The organism is Enterobacter sp. 186315, from assembly GCF_053290175.1.
Genome location: NZ_JBPTTK010000010.1, coordinates 132,466 through 150,095, shown reverse-complemented (window position 1 = coordinate 150,095; position 17,630 = coordinate 132,466). Strand labels below are relative to the sequence as shown.

Here is a 17,630-nt window from a genome sequence, read left to right as displayed (position 1 = left end):
CCGATGGTAGTGTGGGGTCTCCCCATGTGAGAGTAGGGAACTGCCAGGCATCAATCAAGAAAAACCCCGTACCGAAAGGTGCGGGGTTTTTTGCTTTGGGCGGCGCAACATACACAGCCGGGTGGCGGCTTAACCTTACCCAACCTACAATTGTTAAAATTCTTTTTTAACAATGGTGCCGCTTTGACACGTCCCTTTGATTATCAGCAAGACTTTACCAGCATTAACTTTCGCGATCGTCCCGATCTTTATCAGGTAGGCCGCGGCGAGCAGGGCGTTTTGATGGTAGAACCGTATAAAAGTGAAATTCTCCCTCACTGGCGTTATAAAAATGCTGAAGTCGCAGCGCGTTCTGCACAAGAAATATATGATCTGTTTGAGGAATACCGACAGAAAAATGACTTTGTGGGCATGGATATGGCGCGAAAATTCATACAGATGGGTTATACGCGCGCCCGCCGATATGCAAATCATAAAGGGGGTAAAAAGTATGATGAGGAGCGTAAAGTAAAACCGCTTGATCATGATCCAGTAAAAGCAGAAGCCGCTGCGGTGTTTAAAGAATGGTGGGACAAGATTCGCGCGGATGAAGATTATCTACGTAGAAAAAAAGCGCACCAGAGCAGGTGGGGCTAATTAGTATGTCAGCTAATAATTCAATATCTGATCCAGTTCACAGAATCAAATGAAACACATTTGAAACATTTTATTTACCTAACGATTCGTTTTAAATCCAGTTTTACTGTTGGTGGGCAATGGCCCGCTTTGTGAGACAGGGGATTTAAAATGACAGAAACCGTAGCAAGTCCAGATACGGAAAAGACAAACTTAAAGGCTCACGACACCCGCCGTCGGGTATGGGCAATCGTTGGGGCCTCATCGGGTAATCTTGTCGAGTGGTTTGATTTTTACGTTTATTCATTTTGCTCGCTCTACTTTGCACATATCTTTTTCCCATCAGGTAATACCACCACCCAGCTTCTGCAAACCGCAGGTGTCTTCGCCGCCGGATTCTTAATGCGTCCTATTGGAGGATGGCTGTTCGGCAGGATCGCCGACAGAAGAGGGCGTAAAACATCCATGCTCATATCCGTTTGCATGATGTGCGTCGGCTCGCTGGTGATTGCCTGCCTGCCCGGATACGACGTAATTGGAACATGGGCTCCGGCGCTGCTGTTGCTGGCTCGTCTGTTCCAGGGCCTGTCTGTCGGAGGTGAGTACGGCACCAGCGCTACCTATATGAGTGAAGTCGCAGTTGAAGGCCGTAAGGGATTCTACGCATCGTTTCAGTATGTGACGCTCATCGGCGGACAACTGCTTGCGCTGTTGGTTGTGGTGATACTTCAGCAGGTCCTGAGCGATGAAGATTTACGTGCCTGGGGCTGGCGCATCCCATTTGCATTGGGGGCCGCGCTGGCCGTTGTGGCGCTCTGGCTGCGTCGCCAGCTTGATGAAACGTCGCAGCAGGAGGTCAGGGCGCTTAAAGAAGCGGGCTCAATGAAAGGGCTATGGCGAAATCGTAAGGCGTTTTTGATGGTATTAGGCTTTACCGCCGCAGGATCGCTGAGCTTCTATACCTTCACCACCTATATGCAAAAGTACCTGGTCAACACCACCGGGATGCATGCCAATATTGCCAGCGTAGTGATGACGGTGGCGTTGCTGATCTTTATGCTTATCCAGCCAATTATCGGCGCGCTGTCGGACAAAATTGGTCGCCGGACATCAATGTTAATTTTCGGCGGTTTACTCACGATAGGCACCGTGCCTTTATTGACGGCGCTACAGCATACGACCTCTCCCTACGCCGCTTTCGCATTAATTATGGTGGCAATGGTGATTGTCAGCTTCTACACCTCTATCAGCGGGATCCTGAAAGCCGAAATGTTCCCGGCACAGGTTCGTGCTCTCGGGGTAGGGCTGTCTTATGCAGTGGCGAATGCGCTGTTTGGCGGATCGGCGGAGTACGTTGCGCTCTCGCTTAAGTCGGTGGGCAGTGAAACAACCTTCTTCTGGTATGTCACCGTGATGGGAGCTGTGGCCTTTGTCGTTTCGCTGATGCTGCACCGTAAAGGGAAGGGGATCCGCCTCTAGTTATGGGCCATTTGCCATACGGCATAGCCGGTCGTTGCGCCGGCTACGTCCCAGGCAAAGTCCTTCCAGCTCCAGCCGCTCCCCGCCGGGCGGCTGTCCCACAGCTCTTTCGACGCACCCAGACTGACGGAGAACATAAAGCCGATGGCCGCGCTGCGATCTCTGCTGTAGCCCTGATGCTGGGCATACTCATTTCCGGCAGCCGACAGCATCGCTGAGGCGATAAAGTGCTGAGCCTTATCCTGACCAGACCAGCTGTCGTTAGCCATATGGCTACACCCGGTCAGGCACAAGATTGTGAGAAGAAGCGGGATGCGCATGATTCACTCCATGAAAAAGGCCCCGTCGATGACAGGGCCTGCTTTTACAGAATACGGCTGATGAGACGGTCGATGCGGATACGACGCAAACGGCGGATAAGCTTGCGGACCTTCACCGGATAATCGGCAATGCTCTGAAGATCGCGATAATGGCGCACCACGGTGGTATGCGTGCGGATCAACTCCAGTTCACGTTCACGCTTTGCGGCCAGCTCATGCTGCGGATCGTGGATCAGGATGGCATTTTCCAGATCCAGGCGCCAGGCGCGCGGGTTCAGGTTATTACCGGTTAACAGCATCCACTCGTCGTCGACCCACATCCCTTTAAGATGGTAGCTGTTATCTTCATCTTTCCAGAGTCGCACAACCAGCTGGTCGGTATTCACATAATACTGTAGGCGGCTCAGGAAACGACGCAGGTTGATCTCATAAAGATAGGGTAATGCACCGATGATCTTGAACGGCTGATCTTCCGGAATGTAAAAGTCGTTAGCCGTTTTATCCCCCACGATGATCTCGACTTTCTTACCGTCGCGCAGCAGCTGGATGATGTTACGAACCAGTACCGCAGGAAGGTTGAAGTAAGGCGTGCAGATCGTGAGCTTTTGCTCGGCACACGGCATCAGGTGGAAGATGGTTTTATTCAGCAGGCTCGATTTGCCCAGCCCGACCAGCGGCGTGACGGAGAGTCCATCGTTGCCCGCATCGCCCTGGAAATGATAAACCGCGTCGCGCAGTTCCTGACGGTAAAGACGAATGTCGTTTTTGATCTCGGGGCTTTTCGGGCGGTGCGGATCGTCAAGACGGTTGACGCCGCGGCCATGCACCAGGTTTTTATCCACCCAGTTGAACATGATGTCGGCCATCTGCGCATTGCGGATCAGGTGATAGCGATCGTAGCGATACTTATCAAGCTGATGCAGGTAAACATCGTTCAGGCTTGCGCCGCTGTACAGCACGCTATCATCAATGATGAAGCCTTTAAAATGAAGAACGCCGAGCGCTTCACGGGTATTGACGGGCACGCCGTAAACCGGGATATCGACACCGGGGTTTTCCTGGGCAGTGCGGCAATACCAGTCAGCATTAGTATTGGAAGCTGCCGCGCCGATACGTCCACGCTGCGCACGATGCCAGTCCACTAACACGCGTACATCGAGTTCAGGGCGAAGACGTTTCGCCTCATAAAGCGCGTTCAGGATTGCGCGGCCACCTTCATCCTGTTCAAGATAAAGCGCGACAATGCAAATGCGTCGTGTCGCGCTGGCAATCTTTTCCAGAAGAGTCTCCCGAAAATGAGCGGGAGCATAAAAGAACTCTACATCATCAACTGACTGAGAAATCTTCGGTAGTTGAGCAAGGTGTTGTTGATGTTTATTACGCTTAAATTTTGACAACATCACAGTGCGTTTCTTCTCTGTTTCATTGAAGGGTTGTCTGTACCAGGCAAACAACATAAGCGGACAATGATACCACCAGTGCCGTCCAAAGTGGTTAACATTTCCAGTAGGTTACTCTTGTTTATCCGTCGGATTCAGGCTCAGCGCAAGGGCGACAATGCCTTCATCCAGCTGGATATCAACGTCAAATCCCAGTTTGCGCGCCAGCGTTACCATCCCGCGATTGTTAGGCATAGTAATGCCATTTAAACGCAACAGTCCGTGATCGCGCGTATAACCGATGAGTTTTTCCAGCAGCCGCCTGCCCAGGCCCAGACCTTTAAGATCCGAGCGTACCAGCACGGCAAATTCGGCATCGACGTTATCAGGATCCGAGATAGCCCTTGTTACGCCGAGGATCTCTTCCTCTGCATCAACACGACGAACAGCAACAAACGCCATTTCACGATCGTAGTCGATCTGGGTCATGTTGGCTAAATCTTCATGGGTAAATTCGTTGATCTCACTGAAGTAGCGATAGTAAAGATCTTCTTTGGTGACCTGGGAGATAAAGGCCCGCAGCAGCGGCTCGTCCTCTGGCAGGATAGGGCGGAACAGCACCCGTTCACCGTTTTTCATTTCAACCCACTCTTCAAGCTGAAGCGGATAGGGGCGGATCGCCAGTCGGCTTTCGTTGTCACCTTCAAACGGCGCAATATCCAGCGTCACGTCCAGAGCCGTGAACTCATTGCCGGAGGCGAGCAGCGGGTGAATATCCAGCCGCTGAATTTCCGCGCAATCAACAATCAGGTTTGAAACCTGCACTAAAAACTGGCTGAGGCCGGCGATATCGAGAGGGCGAAGCGCACTCCGTCCGCGAATTTTTTTGCTTTTGATTGCCTGAATAATCAGGTAGCGCGCCAGGTTCATGTTTAGCGGCGGGAGAGCGACGACGGCCTGTTCTTCAGGGCGCCATTCAACGCCCCCTTCGCCGAGCATAATCAGCGGGCCAAAGACCGGATCGTGCTCAACCACGACCCGCAGCTCCTGCGCGCCCGCGCGGTTAGCCATGCTCTGGACCAGCAGGCCGTGGATCCGCGCCTGTGGCCAGGCCATTTTTACGCGATCGATAATGGCGTCTGCCGCCAGCTGAACCTCCGCTGCGGTGCGCAAATAGAGCATAACGCCCTGAATGTCAGATTTGTGCGGGATATCCGGCGAGCGCAGTTTTAACGCAACCGGATAGCCGATTTGCTCGGCAATATGCACGGCCTCAGCGCTGTCGCTGGCAATCCAGGTGGGCAGGGTTTGCATGCCGTAGCTGCCCAGAATCGGCTGTACCTCATGCGTATCCAGCGACGTTGCTCCCTCCTGAATGGCGCGTTGCAGCAGGCTGCGGACATCCACGGCGTTTGCCGTCTGACTGCCCGATAACGCCGGGGTTTCGCGCAGCTGTTTCTGGTTACGGCGGTATTCCACCATATGCATAAACGCGGTAATGGTGCCTTCCGGCGTGCGGTAGGTAGGAAGCCCCGCCTCACTGAAAAGCCGCCGGGCCTCTTGCGAAGAGAACTCACCGCACCAGTTGGTGAGCAGGGTGACATATTTCCCGCGCGGATGATTTCGCACGGCCTCAATCAACGCACGCGCGCTCTCGCTGCCGGGCGCAACGGCGCTCGGGGAATGGATGATCATCAGCGCGTCAAAGTCCTGGCTGTCGAGCAAAATCCTGACGGCGTTGATATAGCGTTCGCTGCTGGCATCATCGCGCAGATCCAGCGGGTTGCCGGGGGTAACGCTGGCAGGCAGCGCATCGCGCAGGCGCTGAAGAGTCTCTTCACTTAACGATGCCAGCTTACCGTTTCGCAGCCACAGTTCATCCAGCGCAAGCGCCGCAGGGGCCGCGCCATTACTGACAATCATCAGCTTTTCGCCGCGCAGCGGGCGCATATGGCTCAGCGTTTCAACGGCCGAGAAAAGCTCATGGGTATCCTGCACGCGGAGCAGCCCCGCACGCTGAATGGCGGCATCCCACGCGGGATCCATTCCTGAATGCGAATGCAAAAGCCGCTGTGCGGCCGGGCTGCGGCCACTTTTGATGACCAGAATGGGCTTATTACGCGATGCGCTACGCGCGGCAGAGACAAAACGCCGCGCATCGCTTAAGTGTTCAAGATAGAGCAGGATCGCGCTGGTTTTACTGTCTCGTGCCAGGAAGTCCAGCAGCTCGTCGACATCAATATCCAGGCTGTCGCCCAGCGCAATAAAGTAGGAAAAGCCCATCTCGCGCTGCTGTGCCCAGTCGAGAATGGTGTTGGACACCGCAGCAGACTGGGAAATAAACGCCAGCTTGCCCTTGCGGATAGGCACGGGCGAAAAGCTGGCGTTCAACCCCTGCCAGGGGGCGAGTAAACCGAGGCTGTTCGGCCCCAGAATCCGCATCTGATAGCGACCGGCGCAGGCGAGAAGCTCAGCCTGCTGCTCTGGCGGAGAAGAGAGAATAATGCAGGTTTTACATCCTTTCTGCCCAAGCGATTCGAGGAGATCCAGATTGCGCTTCGCGTGGGTGCAGAGCACGGCCAGATCCGGCACAAAAGGAAGACTCTGCACGTCAGGCCAGGCAAGCACGCCCTGCACCGCTTTCCAGGAGGGCGTGACGGGTAAGACGGGGCCGTTGAATCCCCCGGCCAGCAGATTACGCATCATCAGATAACCTGCGCGGTCAGGCTTCATTGACGCACCGATTACGGCAATGGATTTAGGGCGCAGTAGCGCTTCTAACCCTCGCTGGCTCATGCAGATCTCCTGTAAAGGCGAGTGACCTGATGATTTTAAACGCTTTCTGCTTCGTCTGCTGTGATGCTGCCCTTATGAATCGTTTTTCCTGCCAGATAGCGCTCGCGAAAACAGGAAAAATGTCTGCCGAGGGCACCGGCCGCAGAGGTATCTCCCGCTAAATCCAGCAGGGCGATAGCCACTTCCGCCGTGCAGTATTGACCCTCTGCGTGGGCCTCGCGCAGTCGATAGGCCGATACGCGAGACAGGTCGACCGAAATGACCGGCAGCGCATCCAGGTAAGGGCTTTTACGAAACATTTTCCGTGCTTCGGTCCAGGTGCCGTCCAGCATAATAAACAGCGGCGGTTTGCCCGAAGGCGGCGCAGAGAGCACCTGCCGATGCTCACCTGCATACGAGGCCGGGAAAACGACCATAGGCTGATACTCATCGCCGGCGACCAGGTCGAGCAACGCCTGGGGCGGCTCGGTACGTGACCACTGAAACGCCACCGTTTCCGGCAGAATATCGGCAATCAGCCGACCGGTATTGCTGGGCTTCATCGGTTCGGTATCGAACATCACCAGGCAAAAACGGCTGCGCGCGTCGGCGGTTGCCAGCGTTTCGCACAGGCAAACTTTTAGCGGCAGAAGGCAGCGCTGACAGCGGCGAACACGGTTGCCGCGAGCAAGAAAAGGACGGGTCGCACGCGCAAGGCGTTCGGCGCGTAATTGAAGAACGGCGTTATCAGTCATGGGCGAAATGCAGGAAAAACGCCATTTTCGCAGAGGCGGGAACGGGGCACAAGACGTGCCCCGCGATTGTTACAGGGATTCGTTGAGCCAGCTTTCGAACGGGGCTTTCGGGACCGCGCCGTTAAGCATGTCGATCACTTCGCCATTTTTGAAAATCATAATGGTCGGAATGCTGCGGATACGGAAACGGGCGCTCAGCTCGCGTTCCGCTTCGGTGTTCACTTTCACGAAACGCATCTTGCCGCTGCGCTCTTCGGCAACATCTTCAAAGACGGGCGCAAAGCTTTTGCACGGGCCACACCAGGGTGCCCAGAAATCGACAACCACCGGCAGATCGTCCTTGAGAAGTTTGTCCAGCGTCGCGTCCGTCGCGTTGATAACGTCGCCGTCAAAGAGTTCATGACCGCAACGCCCGCATTTCGCACCATCATCAATCCGGTCCTCTGGAATGCGGTTTAGAGCCTGACAGTTGGCACATACGGTATTCATAACTAACCTCTGATAGAACAGTGTGACAGAGCGGCGGAATGCCGATTTTGTTTCCAAGATGTTACATATTATCATTGAGGCTGTTTGAAACGACAATGCGTTTTATTCAATGAGAACAATAGTCACAGGCTTTTGTACGAATTAATGGCTATGAGCTTGCACATCGGGTAATCTGCGCGCTTCGCGCAGCGCTGGTGGAGAAAAGCATGAACGACGAATTAAAAAACAAAAGCGGCAAGGTCAAAGTGATGTATGTCCGCAGTGATGATGACTCTGATAAACGCACCCAAAATCCGCGTACCGGAAAAGGTGGCGGGCGTCCGGCGTCTTCTCGTGCAGACGGTGGCCGTCGCCCCGCCCGCGATGACAGAAATAACCGCGGCGATGACCGCAAACGTGACGATCGCAAACGCGATGACCGTCCGCGTTCCGACCGCCCACGCAGTGACCGTCCACGCGACGATCGTCCGCGTGATGATTTCTCACGCGACAATTCATCCCCATGGCGCACGGTGTCCCGCGCACCGGGCGAAGAAGCGCCTGAAAAAGCCGATCACGGCGGGATCAGCGGTAAAAGCTTTATCGATCCTGAAGTGCTGCGCCGTCAGCGCGCGGAAGAGACCCGCGTCTACGGTGAAAACGCCTGTCAGGCGCTGTTCCTGAGCCGTCCTGAGTGTATCGTTCGCGCCTGGTTTATCCAGAGCGTAACCCCGCGCTTTAAAGAAGCGCTGCGCTGGATGGCGGCAAACCGCAAAGCCTACCACGTGGTAGATGATGCCGAGCTGACCAAAGCGTCCGGCACGGAGCACCACGGCGGCGTGTGCTTCCTGATCAAAAAACGTAACGGCACGACCGTTCAGCAGTGGGTGAGCCAGGCTGACGAGGACGACTGCGTTCTGGCGCTGGAAGACGTGGGCAATCCGCATAACCTGGGCGCGATGATGCGCAGCTGTGCGCACTTCGGCGTGAAAGGTGTGCTGTTGCAGGATGCAGCGCTGCTGGAATCCGGTGCGGCAATCCGTACTGCGGAAGGCGGTGCTGAGCACGTGCAGCCTATCACGGGCGATAGCGTTCTGGATGCTATCGAGCAGTTCCGTAAAGCGGGCTACGCCATTGTAACCACCTCCAGCCACGCCGGGACGCCGCTGTTTAAAGCGACGCTGCCGCGTAAGATGGTGCTGGTGCTGGGTCAGGAGCGTGACGGTCTGTCTGAAGCAGCGCTGTCGAGCGCCGATCTGAGCGTATCCATTGACGGTACGGGCAATGTTGAAAGTCTGAACGTTTCCGTTGCGACCGGCGTACTGCTGGCCGAATGGTGGCGTCAGAACAAGGCATAAGCCTGACGTGTGCCGGGTAAGCGGTTTCGCTTTACCCGGCCTTTATTAAATCTTACTCACTCTCTGCCGATAACACAGGCATCCAGTCAATCGGCTTTTCGCCGCGTTTTTCCAGCCATTCATTCGCCAGAACAAAATGATTACTGCCAAAGAAACCGCGATGCGCAGACAGCGGGGACGGGTGCGGGGCTTTCAGCACGTGATGTTTTTCCCGGTCGATAATCGCTCCTTTCTTCTGGGCATGCGATCCCCACAGCAAGAACACGACGCCTTCGCGGTGTTCATTGATCAGGCTGATGACTTTATCGGTAAAGGTTTCCCAGCCCAGGCTGGCGTGTGAATGCGCCTGGCCTGCGCGTACCGTCAACACGGTATTCAACAGCAGAACCCCCTGACGCGCCCAGCTTTCGAGGTAGCCATGATTTGGACGAGTGAAGCCGGGGAGGGTGCCTTCGAGCTCTTTATACATGTTCAGCAAAGAAGGCGGGATAGCGATGCCCGGACGTACGGAAAACGCCAGACCGTGTGCCTGACCGGGGCCGTGGTAAGGATCTTGCCCGAGGATCACCACTTTGACGTCGTTCAGTTCGGTAAAGCGGAAGGCGTTAAACACATCTTTCTGCGGCGGGTAAATCGTCTGGCCCGACTGACGCTCCATCGCCACGGTGCTGAGTGTATTTACGAAGTAGGGCTGTTGTTTCTCGTCTGCCAGCACGTCGTGCCAGGTTAAAGGGGTCGTCATCTCGCTCTCCTGCGAATCTCATCTGGGTCTAGCTTACCTGTTTACGTCCCACGAGCAAAATTCACCGTGGGATTCGAGGCTAAGTCATTAAATTTAATTTGAAATAATACAAAATAGGTTGAGCTTTTGGCGGGTTGAAATTGATCTAAAACAATAAAATCAAACCACACTCTTTATGTGGTTGGTATTTTTGTTGATTTAAATCAATGAATGCCGGGTGCCTGACTGTTATATATACACACAAGCAACAATGGTTTTACCAATTGGCCGCGTGAGGCCGACACCAGTTAATGTAGCCCAAGGGAGGCATCACATGATTACAGGTATCCAAATTACTAAAGCTGCAAACGACGACCTGCTGAACTCTTTCTGGCTGCTGGACAGCGAGAAAGGCGAAGCGCGCTGTGTAGTAGCGAAAGCCGGTTTTGCAGAAGACGAGATTGTGCCAGTGAACAAACTGGGCGAAATCGAATACCGCGAAATTCCAATGGAAGTTAAGCCAGAAGTTCGCGTGGAAGGTGGTCAGCACCTGAACGTTAACGTTCTGCGTCGTGAAACGCTGATGGACGCGGTTGAGCATCCAGAAAAATACCCACAGCTGACCATTCGCGTGTCTGGCTACGCGGTACGTTTCAACTCTCTGACGCCAGAACAGCAGCGCGACGTTATTGCTCGTACCTTTACTGAAAGCCTGTAAGGCTTTGAGTCACGGGAGCGAAATAAAAAGCCGGGTATAACCCGGCTTTTTTTTACTCTTCAGACTGGGACGCTGGTGGCGTTCCGCTTGGCTTACGGCGCTTACCGACGTTCTTGGTATCACGATGGCGCTGCTTCACGCGCGGCTTCTCTTTCTCTTCTTTCTTTTTCTCAGCACGTTTCGCGAGTACTTTCTTCGACGGCTTACCGGTCATTTTTTCGCTTGGCGCGCGCGTCGTTGGGCGAAGCTCTGCAATCACGCGGGACTTCAGCGGCTCTTCGATATAACGCCCAATTTTCAGCATCAGCAGATGGTCATGCGTTTCGACCAGAGAGATTGCCGTCCCTTTACGACCCGCACGGCCGGTACGACCGATACGGTGCAGATAGGTATCTCCGCTGCGCGGCATGTCGAAGTTAATGACGTGGCTCACGTCCGGAATATCAATACCGCGAGCCGCAACATCCGTTGCCACCAGCACGTTAACGCGCCCGTCGGTCAGACGTTTGATGCCTTCGGTACGCTTGATCTGCGCCATCTCGCCTTCGAGATAACAGTTGTTGATCCCGGCGTTACGCAGGATTTCTGCCAGCTCGTGCACACGCTCGCGCTTACGCACGAACACGATGGTACGGGTGGCATCTTCCTGTTTCAGCAGGTGTTTGAGCAGCTCAACTTTGTGTTCGAAGTTATCCGCGCGGTAATACCACTGATGGATCTTCTTACGCTCGCGGGTAGACGGCGTTGCTGAGACCTCAGCCGGATCCTCCAGCAGGCGCTCCGCGAAGTCTTTGATGGCGTCCCCTTCCAGAGTGGCAGAGAACAGCATCGTCTGGTTACGCCAGCGCGTTTCACCCGCAATGTGTTCGATGTCCTGCGCGAAGCCCATATCCAGCATACGGTCGGCTTCATCGAGGATCAGCGTTTCGACCGCGCGGCAGTCGAAGTTCTCTTCTTTAATATATTGCAGCAGACGACCGGTGGTCGCGACCACGATATCCTGGTTTTCGCTGAACACTTCGGCGTGGTTCATATACGCAACGCCGCCAGTGATTGTGGCGATATCCAGATGGGTATTCGCCGCCAGCTCGCGAGCGTGATCGGCAACCTGCATCGCCAGTTCACGCGTTGGCGTGAGGATCAAGATGCGCGGCGGGCCGGATTTTTTTCGTGGAAAGTCGAGCAGATGCTGCAACACAGGCAGCAAGTAGGCTGCTGTTTTACCGGTGCCGGTTGGCGCAGAACCGAGCACATCGCGGCCCTCAAGCGCAGGCGGAATGGCCGCTGCCTGAATGGCGGTCGGGCGTGTAAAGCCTTTGCTCTCTAATGCATTGAGCAGGCTTTCATCGAGTTCAAGTTCGGAAAAAGTCGTTACAGTCATGTTCTACCTCTGTGTGGGGCGCTGATTATAGACGTTACGGCTGTAATCTTCATCTGTTTGTATGGATATCGCTTTTCGACCACTTCGCTTTCCCCTATGCTACCCCAGTTTCATTTAGAAGGTTGCTCCGTCATGTCTCAACTCAAAGCGCAGCTGCGCCGCGATGGCTTCACGTTTAAACAATTTTTTGTCGCCCACGACCGCTGTGCAATGAAGGTCGGCACGGATGGTATTTTACTGGGGGCCTGGGCGCCGGTCGCAGGCGTAAAGCGCATTCTTGATATCGGCACCGGAAGCGGATTACAGGCGCTTATGCTGGCGCAAAGAACCGAGCAACATGTCACCATCGACGCCGTTGAGCTGGACGCGCAGGCGGCGATGCAGGCGAGCGAAAACGCGGCGGAATCCCCCTGGGCAGACCGGATCAAGGTTCAATGCGCCGACGTGCTGGTCTGGGCGCAGGAGCAAACCGCCCGCTACGATCTTATCGTCAGCAACCCACCTTATTACGAAGCCGGCGTGGAGTGCGGAACGCCGGAACGCGCGCAGGCGCGCTATACGGCCTCACTCGATCACCGGGCGCTGCTGGCCGCTGCGGCAAATTTAATCTCTGAAGAGGGATTTTTCTGCGTGGTGCTGCCAGAAAGCACGGGCAACACCTTTATCGAGATCGCCCGTGAGATTGGCTGGTCGCTGCGTTTACGCACCGACATTGCCGACACCGAAGGGCGAATGCCGCATCGCGTGCTGTTGGCGCTTTCGCCAAAAGAGGGCGAGTGCTTTAACGACCGAATGGTGATCCGCGGGCCAGACCAGCGTTACTCCGAAGATTACACCGCGCTGACCCAGCCGTTTTATCTGTTTATGTAAGCCAGCGGGGAGAGCACCGACGGGCCGGAATGCTCCAGCTGTTCCGGATAATCCAGGGTGTAGTGCAAACCCCGGCTCTCTTTACGCATCATGGCGCAGCGAACGATCAGCTCAGCCACCTGCACCAGATTGCGCAGCTCCAGCAGGTTATTTGATACGCGGAAGTTCGCGTAATACTCGTCGATCTCCTGTTGGAGCATCGTGATACGGCGCAACGCCCTTTCCAGGCGTTTAGTCGTGCGCACAATTCCGACGTAATCCCACATAAAGAGCCTCAGCTCGTGCCAGTTGTGCTGGATAACGACCAGCTCATCCGGGTTCTCCACGCGGCTCTCATCCCAGGCGGGCAGGCGTTCGGCCTGGCGAGCGTAAGGCATGCGTTTGGTGATATCTTCCGCCGCTGACCAGCCGTAAACCAGACACTCCAGCAGCGAGTTCGATGCCATGCGGTTCGCGCCGTGCAGCCCGGTATAGCTCACTTCGCCGATAGCATAAAGGCCGTCGACGTCGGTGCGACCGTTATCGTCAACCATCACGCCCCCGCAGGTATAGTGCGCGGCAGGGACAATCGGCACCCAATCGCGGGTGAGATCGATCCCCAGGCTCAGCAGCTTTTCATAGATCATCGGGAAGTGCTGACGAACGAACTCCGCCGGTTTATGGCTGATATCCAGATACATGCAGTCAACACCCAGCCGCTTCATCTCGTGGTCGATCGCTCGGGCGACGATATCGCGCGGCGCAAGTTCACCCCGCTCATCGAAGTCCGGCATAAAGCGCGAGCCGTCCGGGCGTTTCAGATAGGCGCCTTCGCCGCGCAGGGCTTCGGTCAGCAAAAAGTTGCGCGCCTGCGGGTGGAAGAGGGCCGTAGGATGGAACTGGTTAAACTCCAGGTTTGCCACCCGGCAGCCTGCGCGCCAGGCCATTGCGATACCGTCGCCAGAGGCGATATCTGGGTTAGTGGTGTACTGATACACTTTAGAGGCCCCGCCGGTTGCCAGCACAACGGCTTTTGCCCGGCAGGTTTCAACCCGTTCTTTATTCCGATTCCAGACCCAGGCACCCACCACGCGACGCGTGCCGGGCAGGCCAATTTTGTCGGAGATAATCAGATCGACCGCATTACTGCGCTCCAGCACCTGAATATTAGGATGGCTCAGCGCTTTGCTGACCAGCGTGTTTTCAACCGCTTTACCCGTGGCATCTGCGGCATGAAGAATGCGGCGGTGGCTGTGGCCGCCTTCGCGGGTAAGATGGTAACTCTCTTCGCCGTTAGGCTGGATATGGGTATCAAACAGCACGCCCTGATCGATAAGCCACTGTACGCAGTGTCGGGCGTTACTGGCGACAAACTCGGCGGCATGTGCATCCACAATGCCCGCCCCGGCAATCAGGGTATCTTCCACATGTGAGGCGATGCTGTCCGTTTCATCAAACACGGCGGCAATTCCGCCCTGCGCATAAAAGGTAGAGCCTTCGCTCATAGGGCCTTTGCTGAGTACGGTAACTTTCTGATTTTCGGCCAGGCGAAGCGCCAGTGATAACCCGGCTGCACCGCTACCGACGATCAGGACATCGCAATTCAAATCTGCTGGTGTGTTCATGATGTTTGTTTAATTTACTAAACATTGTTTGGCCAGAATAGCACCTGAATGTGAGATATCGCACCTGTTTTTTTATACGGTGTTGTAACGGCTAAACTCGGTTTGTGATGTTTAAAACCGGTAAATCTATGAAAATATTTTGCGAAGCAGATCGTTAGCTTCAGATTTTGTGGTGAAATAAAGCCTGTGTTGCGTTACTCTTCTGACGGTTAAAAAGCAGATTCTTATCAGAACATGCGTATGTATCGTGAACAGACTTATAATGATAGAAAATGACCAGTCTGCGGCGCGATGAACAAAAACAAAGGCGTTACGGAACTTAATGACAAACAGACCCTCTAAGTCGGTGCTTGCTCAAAAGTGCATGGTTGTAGAGTGGCGTTTCGATAACGCGTGGAATTTAGGTTTGGGGAGACATTACCTCGGATGAGCGAGCAGTTAACGGACCAGGTCCTGGTTGAACGGGTCCAGAAGGGAGATCAGAAAGCCTTTAATCTACTGGTGGTACGCTACCAGCATAAGGTGGCGAGTCTGGTTTCCCGCTATGTACCGTCAGGGGACGTCCCTGATGTCGTACAAGAGTCTTTTATTAAGGCCTATCGCGCGCTGGATTCTTTCCGGGGAGATAGTGCTTTTTACACCTGGCTGTATCGCATTGCAGTGAATACAGCAAAGAATTACCTGGTCGCTCAGGGCCGCCGTCCTCCGTCAAGTGACGTGGACGCCATCGACGCCGAAAACTTTGAAAGCGGCGGTGCATTGAAAGAAATTTCGAACCCTGAGAACTTAATGTTGTCAGAAGAACTGAGACAAATCGTTTTTCGCACGATCGAGTCGCTCCCGGAAGATTTACGCATGGCAATTACGTTGCGGGAGCTTGATGGTCTGAGCTATGAAGAGATAGCCGCTATCATGGATTGTCCGGTCGGCACGGTACGTTCCCGTATTTTCCGTGCGCGAGAAGCTATTGATAATAAAGTTCAACCGCTTATCAGGCGTTGACGATAGCGGGATACTGGAAAAGGTATTAGGCATGCAGAAAGAAAAACTTTCCGCTTTAATGGATGGTGAAACGCTGGATACTGAGCTGCTCAACGAGCTGTCTCAATCTCCCGAAATGCAAGAGACCTGGGAGAGTTATCACCTCATCCGTGACACCTTGCGTGGTGATACCGGTGACGTTCTCCATTTCGACATCTCAGCGCGCGTCATGGCTGCGATTGAGAATGAGCCTGTTCATCAGACCACTCCGCTGATTCCTGAAGCACAACCTGCGCCGCACCAGTGGCAGAAAATGCCGTTCTGGCAGAAGGTGCGTCCGTGGGCCAGTCAACTTACCCAGATGGGTGTGGCTGCATGTGTATCGCTTGCAGTTATCGTTGGCGTCCAGCACTATAATACTCAGTCTGAAGTCAATCAGCAGCCTGAAGCGCCAGTGTTTAATACACTGCCGATGATGGGCAAAGCCAGCCCGGTTAGCCTGGGCGTACCAGCTGATGCGTCCGCCAGCGGCGGTCAACAGCAGCAGGTACAAGAGCAGCGCCGTCGCATTAACGCGATGCTACAAGATTACGAGTTGCAGCGTCGTCTGCACTCTGAACAGCTTCAGTTTGAGCAGGCACAAACCCAGCAAGCTGCTGTGCAGGTGCCAGGAAACCAAACTTTAGGAACGCAATCGCAGTAATGAAGCAACTTTGGTTCGCCATGTCTCTGGTGGCGGGTAGCCTGTTCTTCTCTGCCAACGCCTCGGCTGATGTTTCATCCGGGGCGTTGTTGCAGCAAATGAATCTGGCCAGCCAGTCACTCAATTACGAGTTGGCATTTATCAGCATCAATAAGCAGGGCGTTGAGTCTTTACGCTATCGCCATGCCCGCCTTGATAAACAGCCGCTTGCCCAGCTTTTACAGATGGATGGCCCGCGCCGGGAAGTTGTCCAGCGTGGCAACGAAATCAGCTATTTCGAGCCTGGTCTGGAGCCTTTCACGCTGAATGGCGACTATATCGTTGATTCACTCCCATCGCTTATCTACACCGACTTTAAGCGTCTTGCGCCTTTCTACGATTTTATCTCCGTAGGACGCACGCGTATTGCCGATCGCCTGTGCGAGGTGATCCGCGTCGTGGCGCGTGACGGCACGCGCTACAGCTATATTGTCTGGATCGACGCCGAAACCAAGCTGCCAATGCGCGTTGACTTGCTCGATCGTGACGGCGAAACCCTGGAGCAGTTCCGCGTGATCTCCTTCACCGTGAACAACCAGGTCGGTAACAGCATGCAGAATCTGGCGAAGGCCAGCCTGCCGCCGCTGCTGTCCGTGCCGGTGGGGGATTCCGTGAACTTCAACTGGGTGCCTTCCTGGATCCCGCAAGGATTTAGCGAAGTGTCCAGCAGTCGCCGCCAGCTGCCGACCATCGAAACGCCGGTGGAATCTCGCCTCTATTCCGACGGGCTGTTTAGCTTCTCGGTGAACATCAACCGGGCCACGGCGAACAGCGCTGAGCAGATGCTCCGTACCGGACGCCGCACGGTGAGCACTACGGTGCGCGATAACGCCGAAATCACCATTGTCGGCGAACTGCCGCCACAAACGGCGAAGCGTATTTCCGACAGTATTAAATTCAGGGCGGCACAATGATTAAAGAGTGGGCCACGGTGGTCTCATGGCAGGACGGCGTCGCGCTGGTAAGCTGTGATGTAAAAGCGTCATGCAACAGCTGCGCGTCCCGTGCAGGGTGCGGCAGCCGCGTGCTGAATAAGCTGGGGCCGCAGACCACACACACTATTGCCGTGCCTAGCGATGTGCCGCTGGTGGCGGGGCAGAAGGTTGAGCTGGGGATCACCGAAGGCAGCCTGCTCAGTTCTGCCATGCTGGTTTACCTCTCTCCGCTGGTGGGGCTGTTTGTCATGGGCGGCCTGTTCCAGATGCTGTTTGGGACGGACCCGGCCGCAATGTGCGGCGCTGCGCTGGGTGGCGTAGGGGGCTTTTTGCTGGCGCGTGGTTTCTCGCAAAAGCTGGCCGCACGTGAAGCGTGGCAGCCTGTCATTCTAAGCGTTGCGCTCGCGCCAGACCAGCTTCGCGTTGAAACGCTCTCTTCAGAAGCCCGGTAATATCACCGGGCTTTATCATTATTTACATCTCCAAAATGAAAATGCCGATTCTTCGCGCTATACCTGGCTCTAAGTGC

Annotated in this window: 18 protein-coding genes; 10 read left to right on the top strand and 8 right to left on the bottom strand. The window is 54.9% G+C overall.

All coding sequences use genetic code 11. From position 1 onward, the window contains the following. Window positions 1–183: 183 nt before the first annotated feature. Both ACSVHP_RS13815 and ACSVHP_RS13810 read left to right on the top strand, forming a co-directional pair. The gene (locus tag ACSVHP_RS13815; protein ID WP_447552187.1) at window positions 184–636 is read left to right on the top strand and encodes a DUF4385 domain-containing protein; all 453 of its coding nucleotides are present in this window, start codon (window positions 184–186) and stop codon (window positions 634–636) included. Between the two features lie 150 nt (window positions 637–786). Next, window positions 787–2,094, top strand: a complete 1,308-nt coding sequence (locus tag ACSVHP_RS13810; RefSeq protein ID WP_447552183.1) for an MFS family transporter — start codon at window positions 787–789, stop codon at window positions 2,092–2,094. Here the strand turns inward: ACSVHP_RS13810 and ACSVHP_RS13805 are convergent. From ACSVHP_RS13805 to trxC, 5 genes are all read right to left on the bottom strand, one after another. Next, window positions 2,091–2,414, bottom strand: a complete 324-nt coding sequence (locus ACSVHP_RS13805; RefSeq protein ID WP_234671427.1) for a YfiM family lipoprotein — start codon at window positions 2,412–2,414, stop codon at window positions 2,091–2,093. The genes ACSVHP_RS13810 and ACSVHP_RS13805 overlap by 4 nt on opposite strands. 44 nt (window positions 2,415–2,458) lie before the next feature. After that, window positions 2,459–3,814, bottom strand: a complete 1,356-nt coding sequence (pssA, locus tag ACSVHP_RS13800) for a CDP-diacylglycerol--serine O-phosphatidyltransferase (RefSeq protein ID WP_234671440.1) — start codon at window positions 3,812–3,814, stop codon at window positions 2,459–2,461. 111 nt (window positions 3,815–3,925) lie between these two features. Continuing rightward, a complete protein-coding gene (locus ACSVHP_RS13795; protein WP_447552182.1) occupies window positions 3,926–6,589 on the bottom strand; it encodes a bifunctional acetate--CoA ligase family protein/GNAT family N-acetyltransferase in 2,664 nt (887 codons plus the stop codon). Between the two features lie 35 nt (window positions 6,590–6,624). Further along, window positions 6,625–7,323, bottom strand: a complete 699-nt coding sequence (gene tapT, locus ACSVHP_RS13790) for a tRNA-uridine aminocarboxypropyltransferase (RefSeq protein WP_447552181.1) — start codon at window positions 7,321–7,323, stop codon at window positions 6,625–6,627. Between the two features lie 69 nt (window positions 7,324–7,392). Beyond that, window positions 7,393–7,812: a thioredoxin TrxC gene (trxC, locus tag ACSVHP_RS13785; protein ID WP_234671413.1), complete on the bottom strand. Its 420-nt coding sequence runs from the start codon at window positions 7,810–7,812 to the stop codon at window positions 7,393–7,395. Between the two features lie 206 nt (window positions 7,813–8,018). Here trxC and ACSVHP_RS13780 point away from each other — a divergent pair, with 206 nt between their 5' ends. After that, window positions 8,019–9,149 carry a tRNA/rRNA methyltransferase gene (locus tag ACSVHP_RS13780; RefSeq protein WP_447552180.1) on the top strand — a complete coding sequence of 377 codons (1,131 nt, stop codon included), beginning with the start codon at window positions 8,019–8,021 and terminating at the stop codon, window positions 9,147–9,149. Window positions 9,150–9,201: 52 nt separating this feature from the next. On the opposite strand, the gene ung is transcribed toward ACSVHP_RS13780, so the two are convergent. Then, window positions 9,202–9,891, bottom strand: a complete 690-nt coding sequence (gene ung, locus ACSVHP_RS13775; RefSeq protein WP_447552179.1) for a uracil-DNA glycosylase — start codon at window positions 9,889–9,891, stop codon at window positions 9,202–9,204. Window positions 9,892–10,204: 313 nt separating this feature from the next. Between ung and grcA the strand changes: the two genes are divergently transcribed. Continuing rightward, window positions 10,205–10,588 (top strand): autonomous glycyl radical cofactor GrcA, encoded by a 384-nt coding sequence (grcA, locus tag ACSVHP_RS13770; RefSeq protein ID WP_234671410.1) that lies wholly within the window; start codon window positions 10,205–10,207, stop codon window positions 10,586–10,588. A 52-nt stretch (window positions 10,589–10,640) separates the two neighbouring features. On the opposite strand, the gene srmB is transcribed toward grcA, so the two are convergent. Then, window positions 10,641–11,969: an ATP-dependent RNA helicase SrmB gene (srmB, locus tag ACSVHP_RS13765; protein WP_417315506.1), complete on the bottom strand. Its 1,329-nt coding sequence runs from the start codon at window positions 11,967–11,969 to the stop codon at window positions 10,641–10,643. A 132-nt stretch (window positions 11,970–12,101) separates the two neighbouring features. On the opposite strand from srmB, the gene trmN reads away from it, so the two are divergent. Next, on the top strand, window positions 12,102–12,839 hold the full coding sequence (gene trmN / locus ACSVHP_RS13760; protein WP_447552178.1) for a tRNA(1)(Val) (adenine(37)-N(6))-methyltransferase TrmN: 738 nt from the start codon (window positions 12,102–12,104) through the stop codon (window positions 12,837–12,839). On the opposite strand, the gene nadB is transcribed toward trmN, so the two are convergent. After that, window positions 12,824–14,443, bottom strand: coding sequence for an L-aspartate oxidase (gene nadB / locus ACSVHP_RS13755; protein WP_447552177.1), 1,620 nt, complete (start codon window positions 14,441–14,443; stop codon window positions 12,824–12,826). The genes trmN and nadB overlap by 16 nt on opposite strands. 322 nt (window positions 14,444–14,765) lie before the next feature. Here nadB and rseD point away from each other — a divergent pair, with 322 nt between their 5' ends. From rseD to rseC, 5 genes are read left to right on the top strand one after another with little or no spacing between them, the layout of a single operon-like run. After that, a complete protein-coding gene (rseD, locus tag ACSVHP_RS13750; RefSeq protein WP_417315503.1) occupies window positions 14,766–14,873 on the top strand; it encodes a rpoE leader peptide RseD in 108 nt (35 codons plus the stop codon). Then, on the top strand, window positions 14,870–15,445 hold the full coding sequence (gene rpoE, locus ACSVHP_RS13745) for an RNA polymerase sigma factor RpoE (protein WP_006176728.1): 576 nt from the start codon (window positions 14,870–14,872) through the stop codon (window positions 15,443–15,445). Before rseD ends, rpoE begins: the two co-directional genes overlap by 4 nt. 31 nt (window positions 15,446–15,476) lie before the next feature. Next, window positions 15,477–16,127: an anti-sigma-E factor RseA gene (gene rseA, locus ACSVHP_RS13740; RefSeq protein WP_417315501.1), complete on the top strand. Its 651-nt coding sequence runs from the start codon at window positions 15,477–15,479 to the stop codon at window positions 16,125–16,127. Further along, on the top strand, window positions 16,127–17,080 hold the full coding sequence (rseB, locus tag ACSVHP_RS13735; protein ID WP_234671402.1) for a sigma-E factor regulatory protein RseB: 954 nt from the start codon (window positions 16,127–16,129) through the stop codon (window positions 17,078–17,080). Before rseA ends, rseB begins: the two co-directional genes overlap by 1 nt. Then, the gene (gene rseC / locus ACSVHP_RS13730) at window positions 17,077–17,553 is read left to right on the top strand and encodes a SoxR-reducing system protein RseC (RefSeq protein ID WP_447552176.1); all 477 of its coding nucleotides are present in this window, start codon (window positions 17,077–17,079) and stop codon (window positions 17,551–17,553) included. The genes rseB and rseC overlap by 4 nt, the downstream gene beginning before the upstream one ends. Window positions 17,554–17,630: the final 77 nt, after the last annotated feature.

Bases quoted from the DNA above. Each gene is read 5' to 3' on its own strand.
- pssA (WP_234671440.1), bottom strand. From the start codon at position 3,814: ATGTTGTCAAAATTTAAGCGTAATAAACATCAACAACACCTTGCTCAA.
- srmB (WP_417315506.1), bottom strand. From the start codon at position 11,969: ATGACTGTAACGACTTTTTCCGAACTTGAACTCGATGAAAGCCTGCTC.
- rseB (WP_234671402.1), top strand. From the start codon at position 16,127: ATGAAGCAACTTTGGTTCGCCATGTCTCTGGTGGCGGGTAGCCTGTTC.
- ACSVHP_RS13810 (WP_447552183.1), top strand. From the start codon at position 787: ATGACAGAAACCGTAGCAAGTCCAGATACGGAAAAGACAAACTTAAAG.
- trxC (WP_234671413.1), bottom strand. From the start codon at position 7,812: ATGAATACCGTATGTGCCAACTGTCAGGCTCTAAACCGCATTCCAGAG.
- tapT (WP_447552181.1), bottom strand. From the start codon at position 7,323: ATGACTGATAACGCCGTTCTTCAATTACGCGCCGAACGCCTTGCGCGT.
- ACSVHP_RS13780 (WP_447552180.1), top strand. From the start codon at position 8,019: ATGAACGACGAATTAAAAAACAAAAGCGGCAAGGTCAAAGTGATGTAT.
- nadB (WP_447552177.1), bottom strand. From the start codon at position 14,443: ATGAACACACCAGCAGATTTGAATTGCGATGTCCTGATCGTCGGTAGC.
- rseC (WP_447552176.1), top strand. From the start codon at position 17,077: ATGATTAAAGAGTGGGCCACGGTGGTCTCATGGCAGGACGGCGTCGCG.
- ACSVHP_RS13795 (WP_447552182.1), bottom strand. From the start codon at position 6,589: ATGAGCCAGCGAGGGTTAGAAGCGCTACTGCGCCCTAAATCCATTGCC.
- trmN (WP_447552178.1), top strand. From the start codon at position 12,102: ATGTCTCAACTCAAAGCGCAGCTGCGCCGCGATGGCTTCACGTTTAAA.
- ACSVHP_RS13805 (WP_234671427.1), bottom strand. From the start codon at position 2,414: ATGCGCATCCCGCTTCTTCTCACAATCTTGTGCCTGACCGGGTGTAGC.
- rseD (WP_417315503.1), top strand. From the start codon at position 14,766: ATGACAAACAGACCCTCTAAGTCGGTGCTTGCTCAAAAGTGCATGGTT.
- grcA (WP_234671410.1), top strand. From the start codon at position 10,205: ATGATTACAGGTATCCAAATTACTAAAGCTGCAAACGACGACCTGCTG.
- rpoE (WP_006176728.1), top strand. From the start codon at position 14,870: ATGAGCGAGCAGTTAACGGACCAGGTCCTGGTTGAACGGGTCCAGAAG.
- ung (WP_447552179.1), bottom strand. From the start codon at position 9,891: ATGACGACCCCTTTAACCTGGCACGACGTGCTGGCAGACGAGAAACAA.
- rseA (WP_417315501.1), top strand. From the start codon at position 15,477: ATGCAGAAAGAAAAACTTTCCGCTTTAATGGATGGTGAAACGCTGGAT.